The sequence below is a fragment of the Candidatus Njordibacter sp. Uisw_058 genome (assembly GCF_047730065.1).
Lineage (GTDB): Bacteria > Pseudomonadota > Gammaproteobacteria > Pseudomonadales > Balneatricaceae > Njordibacter.
The window spans coordinates 1,333,451-1,345,833 of the sequence record NZ_CP159829.1 but is presented as its reverse complement, the minus strand read 5'-3'; the positions used below and the strand labels follow the sequence as shown (position 1 = coordinate 1,345,833).

The window sequence follows — 12,383 nt, the reverse complement described above, 5'->3', positions numbered from 1 at the left end:
ACTATTAGCCAGACATCGATTATGCGCCGCCGACCTCGCCAAAGCCGTAACATTGACCTCAGTATTGCCTCGCCTTGCATCAAAGTATGCCAATTTAAGAGTGACGAATTGGTGTGTAAAGGCTGTTACCGCAACCAAGATGAAGTGAGAAACTGGATGATCATGAGTAAAGAAGAAAAGTTACACGCCTTGGCCCAGGTGCAACTTAGAAAAGACAATCCTTAAACTCACATTAATCGGGTAAAGACTTGGTGTCGACAATTCAAAAACCAGATTAAACCTAATTCAAGTCATCACTGTTGCGCTTTGGATTAGTGCGGGTCTGCATGTTTTGGGCAAGCGAAGTTAATGGACTTCCTATTGCATCAAAATTGTCATGCCCCAGCCAGTGCTCAATAATCGAACGCACCTCTGGCCACTCAGTATCCAGAATAGAGTACCAAGCTGTGTCTCTGTTTTTACCTTTAAAAATGAGGTGATTATAAAAAACACCCTCAAACCTAAACCCCAAACGTCTGGCCGCCGTTCTAGATTTTTGGTTGAGTGAATTACAGCGCCACTGCATGCGTCGATAATTCAAATCATCAAAAGCGTGACTTAACATCAAAAACAGGGCCTCCGTTGCAGCCCGTGTTCTTTGCAACTCTGGCGCGAACCATATGTGTCCAATTTCGGTCACTCCATGTTGCGCATTGTTGTCTAAAAAACTCGCTTGACCACATGCCCTGCCCGATTGCTTTGAGCGGATAGCGTAGAATATGGGGTCAGTGCTGGCAGATTGAGAGCGTAATACTTCTTTATAGGCATCCACATTAGGCCATGGCCCATAGGTGAGGTAATCCCAAATGGCCAAGGCTTCTGGTGACTCATGACCTGCAATATAGAGTTGCTCAGCATGGAGTAGCGCGTTTTGTGGCTCTAACACCACTTCACGACCCACCAACTCAGCCCTTGAGGGTAACAAAGCGGGTGGTGGGAGGCTAACACTATGACCAGAAAGTGGTCGCGGGAAAATGTCTTCATAGCCTGCTGGTTTGTGCATAGTGCGACTCCTTAATAGACTGAATATTTACTGGTATTAAAAACTATATTAATGGCAATAAAAATCGTTTACAGCCGCTACTGTCTCGCTCAAACCGACGCTTTTGATGAGAGAAAACGTTTATTACGTCGATAGGGGAATACGTCTTTCACCTGCCCATCTACAATATCTCGCTGCAAAGACTGCCAGTAATTAGCATCAAAAATATCACTGTGTATTTGGCGAAATATCTTGGCTATGCGGGGTCGACCTGCTAAAAAGACGTGGAACTCTTCTGGAAAAACATCGTAGGGTCCTACTGAATACCATGGTTCACTAGCCAACTCTTGTTCTGGATACATGGCCTCTGGGATTTTGCGAAAGTTACATTCGGTCAGGTAACAAATTTCATCGTAGTCATAAAAAACGACACGGCCATGACGGGTCACACCAAAGTTTTTAAATAACATGTCGCCAGGAAAAATATTAGCGGCGGCTAGTTGTTTGATGGCGTTGCCATATTCATCAATGACATCGTACAGTTGTTCATCACTGGCGGTATCGATATAGATGTTGAGAGGGATCATGCGACGTTCTACATATAACTGTTCTATGACTACGTATTCGTCAACAATGTGGATCATGCTGGGTGCTACAGCAAACAACTCATCAATTAATTCTTGCGAAAAACGGTGTTTGGCAAAAGCAAAGTGTTTAAATTCTTGGGTATCTGCCATACGACCCACCCGGTCATGGACTTTTACCAAACGGTACTTTTCTTTTACCACCGCTTTGCTCATCGCTTTTGGCGGGGCAAATTTATCCTTAATGATTTTAAACACAATGTCTAATGAGGGTAAGGTAAATACACTCATGACCATACCTTTGATGCCTGGAGCTATAATAAACTGATCATCAGAATCATCCATGTGATGCAGGTAGTCTCGCATAAATACTGATTTTCCATGTTTATAAAACCCAATGTTAGTATAAATTTCAGCTAAGGGTTTGGCCGGCAGGATTTGCTGTAAAAAGCCCACAAACTCTGCAGGCACTGGGGTTTCCACCATGAAATAAGAGCGGGTGAAACTAAAAATAATACTCACATCGTCTGGGTCTGTAATTAACGTGTCGGTGTAAATGCCTTGGGTTTCATCGTTCAATAAAGGAATAATAAACGGCTGAGAGTGACTTGGATTGACTAATTGCCCTACTAGATAGGCCCCTTTGTTGCGGTAAAAAATAGACTTTAGAATTTGTACCCGTGTTTGGGCACCAATGGCCATGCGAAAGTCAGTATTGTGTTTGATAATGCGTACTAAGTTAATGACATCAAGGCGTTTATTAGCGTAAGGCACACTAAATTTGTAATCCTCCAGAATTTCATTGACCATGCTCACCACACCTTGACTAGCATCGTATTGTCGGTACATATCTTGAGCCAATACCTTGGGTGCTTGCTCTGTTGAACTAAATAGAAACATGCGGTGTTCACGCAAAGCACGGTGGCGAAAGGTACGACAGAAAATAGAGTTATAAAAGGTTTCAGCTAGCTCTGGGTCCGTGCGTTGGGGGGTTAATTTTTCAAATTCAAGTTTAACAGCAACCCATTCTCGAGCCTTTTCTTGCCCCAAATTTTCAGCACTACGAAATATATCAAGCCTTTTTGTGACCTCTGTCACCATTTCACCATAAAGATCGATGCGTCGCATGCCAATGGCTTGAACCTGTTGCCACAACGCCTGCTCAAAACGTTGCTTAGCGCCAGATGATATGTGCTCAAATTGACTACGGTACTCGGTAAAGCCTGCATCCATAATATGTGCAATGTTAGCGGCTTGTGCCCTACTTAGTGGCATAAAAATTCCTTATTTTTCATTTTCGAGACGCTGATGCTTAGCAACAATCTTGTCTAACACGCGGGCCACAGTAATAAATGCAAAGGTACCAGTAACAAAGCTGACCGCCCCAAAGCCTCGACTGCAATCCATTTTAGCCCCTGCCACATTTGCACTTTTAGCCCAATCGACACTCCCATCAGGCTGCGGATAATGCAGCTGTTCAGATGAACATACGCACTCAATCCTAAATCTACTTTTAAGATTTTTACTAAACCCATATTGGCTGCGTAAAACTGATCTTAATTTAGCCGCCAAGGGATCCACTTTAGTCATGGCTAGATCCACTATTTTAACTTTGCTTGGGTCGCGCTGTCCTCCAGCGCCCCCAATAGTGATAATGGGAACACGCCGATGTTTGCACCAAGATACCATCATGGCTTTGGCCTTAATGGAATCACAGGCATCGATGACGTAGTCATAATCTCGATTTAAGCAAGCTTCTAGGTTGTTTTCACCCACAAATTCTTCAATTAAATTAACCTGACATGAAGGATTAATATCTTTAATTCGGTCTGCCATGACCTCTATTTTTACTTGGTCGACGGTTGATAGTAGCGCCACTAATTGACGGTTAATATTCGATGTAGCGACATCATCCATATCGATTAGCGTGATTTGACCAACTCCAGAACGCGCCAATGCCTCAGCTACCCAAGAACCCACACCGCCAATGCCAACCACACAAATATGTGCCTTACGGATGGCCTTGTAGCTGTCTGCTCCGTATAATCTTTCGACACCATCAAAACCTTGTTGTGCTTGAGTCATTAATTCAATTACATGTCTGTTAAGCTTCCGTCCATTGTACCTGCTTGGGACCATATACAACCAGAAGACTGCGGGTTTTAAAGCATATTTAACTGATAATTTAAGGTCTAATTTGAGCTACCAAATTCCACAACTAAAGGACCAAGAGTTAGAGTTGACCCTAACCATCAAAAACAGTCGCTTTATTGCCAATTTACGTCATGCCAATGGGCGCGACGAATGTGATATTCATTTAAATGACATGCGCAGAAAATACCCTGACGCTAATCATCATTGTTGGGCTGTGGTGGCTGCAGCACCAGACAATAGTACTTATTGGGGTTTAAGTGATGCAGGTGAACCGTCTGGCACAGCCGGCAAACCCATGCTCCAAGTACTGAGTCATTGCGGTATTGGTGAAGTGAGCGTGGTGGTATGTCGTTATTTCGGTGGCATTAAACTTGGCACTGGTGGTTTAGTGAAGGCCTATGGTGAAGCTGTCAAACAGGTGGTGGAACAATGCCCAACTACATTAAAGCAAAGTTTAACTGAGCTGCACATCGAGTGCCATTATGACCTCAGTGGACAACTCGAATACCTTTGTAAAAAGCATGATGCCCGTATAAATCAAAGGCATTATAGCGACTCATTAAGCCTTAACGTCACTGTGCCAAGTCTGCAATTAAGCGCTCTTAGGGCCGATATAGCCGCCCTCACCTCAGTAAAGGTGAGCACCCAACGCAATTAAAGCCTGATGGTTAAAGTGACTGCAATAAAGCGACTAAACTACAGTGACCATCATAAAGTGACTAAAGTAAAATTAATATCGTTCAAAAATCTTAGGTAATTGACTTAATAAAGGCATGCTGCACACTTATGGCCTCATAAAATAATGGTGTATGAGGGTAAAGAGCCCCAAAATGGCCACCATCAATTTCATAAAACTGTTTTTTGGATTTAATGCAGTCAAATATCTCTAACTGCACCTCACGTTTGATGTGCGGCATTTCGTCTTCCTTACCCGTCATCATTAATACAGGAACTTCGATAAATGGGGCGGTAATAAACGGTGAAAAGGCGACTTCAGTCTTGGGAATAACTCGAGTTATGCTATTTTTCCAACCAGTGTTCCACTGACCTCCTTGATCTATAAACCAACGAAAGGCTTGAATGGGTGTGAGTAAAGAGGGGTTTGTCTGTTGGTCAGAAGACACCACTGCCATGGGCCCTTCGCGCGAAAGATCGTCCAGTTTTTCAAACTCACCCTGATCAAAGGTGTGTTTAAGTATGTTTAAACTTTTTCCTGCGTTCTGTACTTCTAGGGTGCTTAGTCCGCAAGTGGCAGCAAAGCAAACCACCCCCGCTAAACCTTCAATAAGAGCACTTGCAACCAACACAAGCATGCCAGCAAAGCTATCACCCCACAAAATAATTTTCCCATTATGTAACTGATTTTCAGATTTCAAAAAGGTCACAGCATCAGCAATACCTCGCCCTTGAAGCCAAGGATTGATAGTCTGCGGTGTCTTACCATCGCTGCGACCAAAACCCGCATGGTCATAAACAAAAACATTGATGCCTTTGTTTTGAAATTCAGTGGCATAGTCTGCAAGACACATGGAAATCGTTGCTGAAGTGCCATGACACATGACAATGCACGGTGACAGAGATGCTTCCGAAGCAGCATACCAACGGCCCCGAAGAATAGACCCTTGGGAGTTAAATTCTTTTTCAACAAACATTTTAATGCTTCCTTTTTTACCCACAGTTACTAAAATTGTGATCGTCTGTGACTACCCCTTTAGTTAACCAAGATGCACAAAAGTGAGTGCAACGATTACCCATAAATGCATTTTGATGACTCTATATTTTGGCTTTTTGAAACCTAAACCGACGATATAAGCTAGGTGGGTCAGGGGTTATTGCTTTTTAACAAACTGAGACTTTAATTTCATGGCCCCAACTCCTGGGATTTTGCAATCGATGTCATGGTCACCATCAACTAAACGAATACCTTTAACCTTAGTGCCTACTTTTACCACTAGTGAGGAGCCTTTGACTTTAAGGTCTTTAATGACCGTAACGGTGTCGCCATCCTGTAAAAGGTTGCCATTACTGTCATGAATTTGTTTGCCATCTAAATGCTCACCACTACCCTCAGAGGCATCCTCAGAGGCCCTTGCTGACCACTCATGGGCACATTCTGGGCACATGTACTGGCCCGCGTCTTGGTAAGTGTATTCAGAGTTACACTTGGGGCAGTGAGGTAAATCAGACATAAATAATCTCTTTTAAAGCCAGCCTATTTTAACCCTCAAGCTTAACACGAAAGCTCAGTGATATTGCTCCAGCAAGCAAGGCGCTTATTTACCAAGAGGTCTGAGCTACGCTTGTTATTTTTAGACAAGAACATGAATCACTAAGCTCGGCCTTTAAGTTGCTTGTAGTGCCTAAATTGAAATGCTCCCAAAATAGCCGACAACAGAGCTAACACAAAGGTGAGTCTAATGCCCAATGGATCGACGATCACTGCCCCTAAACTGATTAATACAATAATCAGTAAGGACCAACCATAGTCACCAAGTACAAAAAACATAACCTCATGAGGTTTTATCTGTTGGCGTAAGGATGTCACTAAAAGAATCATGCCATTAACGACTAAAATAATACCAATGGAATGAATCAACATGGTTTTTTCAGTGCCAATCCACAAGTTCACCACATCAGTTTTGAGTAACATTACTAAACCCAAAGTTAGCCAAAAGCCACTATTGATTCGCAATAATAAATTTAAACTCATGCTAACCTCGTAAGCGTCTTATTTTAAAACTACGGCCCTTAATCTTACCTTCACTGAGGCGATTAAAGGCTGTTTTACCATGGGCTTGGGTGACTGCTACATAAGCCCATTGGTCACCCACCTGTATTTTACCAATCTCTGAGGCAGGCACACCCTCATCTCCAGTTAACGCTCCGACGATATCACCCGCCCTCACCTTTTGCTTTTTCCCACCACCAATTTGAAGGGTGATCATGGGGGCAAAAAATGCGGGTTGGCGCAATAATGATAGAGGTGGCAAATCATCACGCTCCAGCTTTTGTTTGAGGTAGTCTTCTAGCAACCCAATTTTGTGGTTTTCTTTTTGGGTATACAACGTACAGGCAATGCCCTGTGCACCAGCCCTGCCTGTGCGGCCAATACGATGGGTATGAACTTCCAATTCACGGGCAATCTGATAATTAATAACAAGATCCAAGGCTTCAATATCTAAACCCCGCGCAGCCACATCGGTGGCCACCAATATTGAGGCACTGCGATTTGAAAAACGCACTAAGGTTTGGTCCCGTTGCTTTTGTTCTAAATCACCATGCAAGGCTAAAGCTTCATAGCCCACCCCGCGCAACTCATTAGCCACTTGGTCAGTTTCAATCTTAGTATTGCAAAAAATGAGCGTCGATTCAGGTTGATGAGCTTGTAATAAAAGTCTAACAGCCTCGATACGGGCATCATCATTTTCAACCTCATAGAGGTTTTGAATGATGCTTTTTTTGCTATGGCTATCCTGCACTTCGACCATGATCGGAGACTGCATGATTCGATTTGCAGTGTGTTCTATTTTAGGCGGGTAGGTTGCACTAAATAGAAGAGTTTGGCGCTGTTTAGGCATGTAACTAATAATGTCATCAAGGGCCTGCTGAAAACCCATATCCAGCATTCTATCAGCCTCGTCTAATACTAAAGTGGTGAGATTATCAAGATTTAGATTGGCTTTACGCAGGTGTTCTTCTACTCGGCCCGGCGTACCTACAACAATATGGGCGCCATGCTCCAACGAACCAACTTGCGGCCCAAAAGCCATGCCACCGCACAAAGTGAGCACTTTAATATTATGAATACCACGGGCTAGTTTGCGTATTTCTACTGCCACTTGATCTGCTAACTCACGGGTGGGGCACAATACCAAGGTTTGCACTCGAAACCGTTTTACCTCAAGTTTATTTAATAAACCCAAAGCAAAGGTTGCCGTTTTACCAGACCCTGTTTTGGCCTTAGCAATGACATCCTTATTGGATAAAATTGATGGTAAAGCTTGCGCCTGAATGGGCGTCATTTCTGCATACCCTAGGCTGGAAAGATTATCGACTAAGGCAGAATTCAATCCTAAACTGGAAAAATCGTAGCGTGACAAAGGCATTCTCGTATTATGTTTTGGAACAGCAGGCAACTATAAATGCGTGGCTGCATTAAACTGCAGCAATATTAAAAACCACTTATGTGTTTGCAGTGCGCTCGTTCAAGATTGGAACATAGTCTAATCAATCGCAGGGGACGCTATTCTAACAGAATTATGCCTGCTTAGTTGTTTAACATTTCCTCTAACAACTGGCGGCGTTGGTCTATCTGGTCTCCTTGTAAAACAAACCCACAAACTCTGCCTGCTTCATTTTTAAAACGCGCACTGATGCCTGCTTCAGTTTGTTGTAATTGCCATTCGCCTAACTGTCCTAAGGGCGGCGGTAACAGCGTGATGGGGCAAGCGGGTGTCTTGACAACAACGGTCATTAAGGGGTAATTCACCTCTGTGGAGGTACCGGTTAATGTCTGCGATAAAGCTTGGATACCCCAGTAAATCGGTGCAATATAGGGCTGCAACTGACCATTGAACTCTACACAATCACCTAAAGCATAGATATGTGGCACATTCGTCATTAGTCGGGCATCTGTTTTGATGCCCACCCCACAAGTAATACCACTGTTGATGGCTAATTTTGTGCGCGCCTGCAAGCCTACCGCAGAGACAATAATGTCCACTTGTATTAGTTCATCATTATTGAGAGTGACTAAGTAACCTTTTTGCGGTTGGTTTGGGTCCGTGTAATTAATGGTCTTAATGGTGTTATTCAAGTACCAGTTTACACCCATGCTAGAGAGCGCCTTTTGCAACCGCAAGCCCACAGGATGGGGGATCAAACGATCCATGGGCCACGACGTTAAACCGACCACATGTACCTGTTTACCCACTGACGCTAGATCATTAGCAAATTCGCACCCAATGAGGCCATTACCAATCAATAATACCCGTTCTTTACCTTCAAGACGGTGCCGATAATGCGCATAATCTTCTAAGCTATTGACGCTAATAACGTCTGCGCTTGCATTACCTTCAAAAGGTATCTTAATCGCTTCCGCACCTTGAGCTAAAACTAACTGACCATAGGGTTGCTGGCCTATATTGGTGAACAATATTTGTGCCTTAGAGTCGATCCGTTCAACCGTGCAGTGGGTAATAATGCGAATTTTCAAACGGTGGGCTCTATCGAGGGGCAACTCCACCACTAGGTCCTTAGCAGTCTCTTGCATAGCTAAGCCCGTCGATAGGGCTGGCTTAGAATAATGCATGCCTTGGTCTTGGGTTAACACCACCACCTCTAACTGGGCATTGAGTTTCACAATGGTTTCTGCAAGATTATAGCCGGCATAGCCTGAACCTATTATAACAATAGGGCCTTGAGGCTTTTCAGTGGCCTCCAGCACTAACGTCGCTGCCGTGGCATTAGCTCCTGACTGAATAGGCTCTGCAGGCATTTCAATCATTTCAAAATCTTCTTTGCCTACCAGACAATCTGGGCATAACCAATCATCTGGCACATCATCCCAACGAGTGCCCGGTTCTATACCATCATGGGGCCAGCCAAGGGCTTCGTCATAAATAAAACCACAAATAATACACAGCCATTTTTTATAGGGCGCAGATTCGTCATGAATTGACATACATAATTCTCTAAGGGGTTAAGCGAATGGCGATGTTTTTGGTGCGGACGTAATTATACAAAGCTTCTTGACCTTTTTCACGTCCAAATCCAGATTTTCCCACACCACCAAAAGGTGTACTAATACCACCAGCAAACCACTCATTAACAAATACCTGACCGGCAACTAAGGCCCGACTGGCGCGCAAGGCTAAACTTACATTTTGAGTAAATACGCCCGCCACCAAACCAAAATCAGTGCCATTGGCCATGGCGTAGGCTTGCTGCTCACTGTCAAATTTCATTAACACCAATACGGGTCCAAATACTTCTTGCTGCGCTATTTCTGTATCTACGGCAGCCTCAATAATAGTAGGGGGCATAAAATACCCTGTCCTAAGTAGGGCTTCACCTCCGATTAAACACTTAGCACCCTGTGCTTTAGCACCCGCACACATGGCCACAATTTTATCCAACTGCGCTTGCGTTAGAATGGGGGTTACATCGGCTTCATCTTTGCCTGATCCAACAGATTTGGCAGCAAAAGAAGTCACTAAACGCTGCTTAACTTCATCATAAATGCTCTCATGTACAATGAGCCTAGACATGGCCGAACAAACCTGTCCAGAATTAAATAAATTTCCCACTTCAGCGCTGGTAATGACTTGATCTAAGTCAGCATCTGCAAATACCACACCTGCAGACTTTCCACCCAACTCCATGACACAAGGCACCACATATTCGGTGGCCGCTTGCATGATAGACTGACCCGTGGCGACAGAGCCTGTAAATACAATTTGATCGATATCACCATGAGACACAAGCGCTGCACCCGCCTCGTGGCCATAACCACATATTATGTTCACCGCTCCGGGAGGCACTTTGGCCTTAACTATGGCTTCTGCAAGCAACGACACGGCCAAGGGTGTTAATTCGGGAGACTTGATGACGACACTGTTACCTGCCGCCAAGGCAGGCGCTAATGATCGAGCCACTAACGACACAGGGAAGTTCCATGGAATCACCTGAGCGGACACACCGAATGGTTCATACTCGGTAAAGTCTACTAACCCTTCCCCTAAGGGAATAGACTTACCTTCAATCTTATCAGCCATGCCTGCATAATATTCAAAGTAACGCGCTGCCTCCTCGAATTCCCACTCCGCTTTACTCAAAGGTTTGCCATTTTCTAGGCACAATAATTCCCCACCCTGCTTGGCAAGGGCCCTAATTTGGGCTGCAATAGCATGTAACAATTGCATCCGTTCGTAGGGAGCCATATCTGCCATAAGTCTTAGCTCATGACATTGGCGAGCGGCACTCACCGCTTCATCGACCTGCTGGGAAGTGGCACAGGCTATGGTCCCAATGAGCTCTCCAGTTGCAGGATTTTCTACCTCAATGCACTGTTCACTATCCACCCACTGTCCGTTAATAAAATTAGTCCGGTGAGTCACGCCCTGCTGCAACTGATTCATCACTTTAATTCCTTGTTGATTGTGTGCTTACAATTAAACGTTTGGCAGCCCATTGGTGAAAGTAATGTGTCGGATTATCTAATATGGGAGAGAACTTGCCCCCTTTAAATCCAGGCGAAGCACGACCCCGTTGCATGCCCTCTACTACACCTATGTCTTCACCAAACACTTCTTTCCAAGCCTTTAAAGTTGCGTCTCGACAGCCCTTAAAAGTTTCCCCTATAGACTCATCACCCACATACATTAAGCGCACGTGTTCGACTGTCTGACTATGTGTAATGGGTTCTAATACAATCGCAAACGTGTGGTCAGCTTGGATACCCAAGAGCACATTAGGAAATACGGTAATGTATTCCGCTTCTTTCATGCGCTCTGTCTGCCATTCTGGAAACACCGGCAACTGTGTTCCTGCAGAATCAGCTAAGTTGTATACATTGGTGCCTTGACCTGCAAATTCATTGGCAAACATAATGTGGTAATGATCTTGAATACGAGAATATACGTTAAGCTTGGGATGAATCCATGGCAAATGATAGCTTTCACAGTAATTTTCTACGGCTAATTTCCAGTTACAAGCCACATTCAAGGTAAAAGCGCCTTGTAACTGGTCTCCCACTGGATCCTCTCTGCGCATACGGGCATAACCAGAATCACCTAAAAAAGGCTGCCAACGGGCCATCACTGGTGCAATAAACTGCTCAAACGGTTGAGCCTGTCCATCAAGGTTTACAAACACGATGTCAAACCAAACCGAACTAGACAACTGCTTCATGCCGTGTTGTTCACAGTTAAAGCTATCCAGTTTATGCACCCCGACACCACCCAAGTGGGGAGTGCCTTTAAGTTGCCCTGTTAAATCATAGGTCCATGAGTGATAAGGACACCGAATATTGCCTTGCACTGGACCTGCTGTATTGATCAGTATCATTCCACGGTGACTACAGACATTATGAAACACCCGAATCACATCATCTTGACCACGCACAATGACCAATGGTAAGCCCATAAACGTAATCGGTTTAACGTATCCTAAAGTAGATAAATCCCCAGCAAAACCAATGCCAGACCATGTCTTACCCAAAATACGGTCTCGCTCTTCGGCTAGCATATCTGGGTCATGGTAAAGAGCGTTAGGAAGGCCACTCGCATCTTCAATGGGCAGCATGATGTTTTCAAGGCTAGTGAGTGGAATACGGTCTAAGATGTCCATGTTAGGATCCTAAAATTGACGTCAATCAAACGATAGCCACACTTTGCATGAAAAGAGTTTTATGCACAAACAACTTAACCACTGACTCAGCAGAGCTCTCATTCGTTACTACTTTATCAAAGGCCACTAGCACATTAAGTAGTGGTGAAATTTTGATGGCTAAAGACATGATTAAAATCTGTACATTACGTGCTCTGGAGTATGCCGTGCTTGGAAGCTTTATTAAACCGTAAAATATTTAATATTTTAATAACTTTTTATTCATTATAAGTTTG

13 protein-coding genes and 1 pseudogene are annotated in these 12,383 nt (G+C 44.1%); 2 read left to right on the top strand and 12 right to left on the bottom strand.

Features of this window, described 5'->3' with window-relative positions; translation table 11 throughout:
- The first annotated feature begins 21 nt into the window (after positions 1–21).
- Positions 22–225: a DUF1289 domain-containing protein gene (locus ABXT59_RS06235; protein WP_443638339.1), complete on the top strand. Its 204-nt coding sequence runs from the start codon at positions 22–24 to the stop codon at positions 223–225.
- A 55-nt stretch (positions 226–280) separates the two neighbouring features.
- Here ABXT59_RS06235 and ABXT59_RS06230 read toward each other — a convergent pair whose 3' ends face one another.
- The 3 genes from ABXT59_RS06230 to tcdA form a co-directional block, all read right to left on the bottom strand.
- A complete protein-coding gene (locus ABXT59_RS06230) occupies positions 281–1,042 on the bottom strand; it encodes a GNAT family N-acetyltransferase (RefSeq protein WP_443638338.1) in 762 nt (253 codons plus the stop codon).
- An 89-nt stretch (positions 1,043–1,131) separates the two neighbouring features.
- Positions 1,132–2,880 carry a bifunctional isocitrate dehydrogenase kinase/phosphatase gene (aceK, locus tag ABXT59_RS06225; RefSeq protein WP_443638337.1) on the bottom strand — a complete coding sequence of 583 codons (1,749 nt, stop codon included), beginning with the start codon at positions 2,878–2,880 and terminating at the stop codon, positions 1,132–1,134.
- Positions 2,881–2,889: 9 nt separating this feature from the next.
- Complete coding sequence (gene tcdA / locus ABXT59_RS06220; RefSeq protein ID WP_443638336.1) at positions 2,890–3,690, bottom strand: tRNA cyclic N6-threonylcarbamoyladenosine(37) synthase TcdA; 801 nt, start codon at positions 3,688–3,690, stop codon at positions 2,890–2,892.
- A gap of 112 nt (positions 3,691–3,802) precedes the next feature.
- Between tcdA and ABXT59_RS06215 the strand changes: the two genes are divergently transcribed.
- Entirely contained in the window at positions 3,803–4,417 is a 615-nt protein-coding gene (locus ABXT59_RS06215; RefSeq protein WP_443638335.1) for a YigZ family protein, read from the top strand.
- A 91-nt stretch (positions 4,418–4,508) separates the two neighbouring features.
- On the opposite strand, the gene ABXT59_RS06210 is transcribed toward ABXT59_RS06215, so the two are convergent.
- The 9 genes and pseudogenes from ABXT59_RS06210 to ABXT59_RS06170 form a co-directional block, all read right to left on the bottom strand.
- Entirely contained in the window at positions 4,509–5,411 is a 903-nt protein-coding gene (locus tag ABXT59_RS06210) for an alpha/beta hydrolase (protein WP_443638334.1), read from the bottom strand.
- Between the two features lie 177 nt (positions 5,412–5,588).
- Positions 5,589–5,948, bottom strand: coding sequence for a zinc ribbon domain-containing protein YjdM (locus ABXT59_RS06205; protein ID WP_443638333.1), 360 nt, complete (start codon positions 5,946–5,948; stop codon positions 5,589–5,591).
- A 140-nt stretch (positions 5,949–6,088) separates the two neighbouring features.
- Positions 6,089–6,469, bottom strand: coding sequence for a hypothetical protein (locus tag ABXT59_RS06200; protein WP_443638332.1), 381 nt, complete (start codon positions 6,467–6,469; stop codon positions 6,089–6,091).
- 1 nt (position 6,470) lies between these two features.
- Positions 6,471–7,865, bottom strand: a complete 1,395-nt coding sequence (gene dbpA / locus ABXT59_RS06195; protein WP_443638331.1) for an ATP-dependent RNA helicase DbpA — start codon at positions 7,863–7,865, stop codon at positions 6,471–6,473.
- Positions 7,866–8,026: 161 nt separating this feature from the next.
- Positions 8,027–9,256, bottom strand: a complete 1,230-nt coding sequence (locus ABXT59_RS06190) for an FAD-dependent oxidoreductase (RefSeq protein ID WP_443638566.1) — start codon at positions 9,254–9,256, stop codon at positions 8,027–8,029.
- Positions 9,254–9,442 (bottom strand): annotated as a pseudogene (locus tag ABXT59_RS06185) (rubredoxin); the annotation flags it as partial. The gene ABXT59_RS06190 and the pseudogene ABXT59_RS06185, both read right to left, overlap by 3 nt.
- Before the next feature lie 10 nt (positions 9,443–9,452).
- Complete coding sequence (locus ABXT59_RS06180) at positions 9,453–10,898, bottom strand: aldehyde dehydrogenase family protein (protein WP_443638330.1); 1,446 nt, start codon at positions 10,896–10,898, stop codon at positions 9,453–9,455.
- Between the two features lie 4 nt (positions 10,899–10,902).
- A complete protein-coding gene (locus tag ABXT59_RS06175) occupies positions 10,903–12,108 on the bottom strand; it encodes an aromatic ring-hydroxylating oxygenase subunit alpha (RefSeq protein ID WP_443638329.1) in 1,206 nt (401 codons plus the stop codon).
- A 25-nt stretch (positions 12,109–12,133) separates the two neighbouring features.
- Positions 12,134–12,277 (bottom strand): hypothetical protein, encoded by a 144-nt coding sequence (locus tag ABXT59_RS06170; RefSeq protein ID WP_443638328.1) that lies wholly within the window; start codon positions 12,275–12,277, stop codon positions 12,134–12,136.
- Positions 12,278–12,383: the final 106 nt, after the last annotated feature.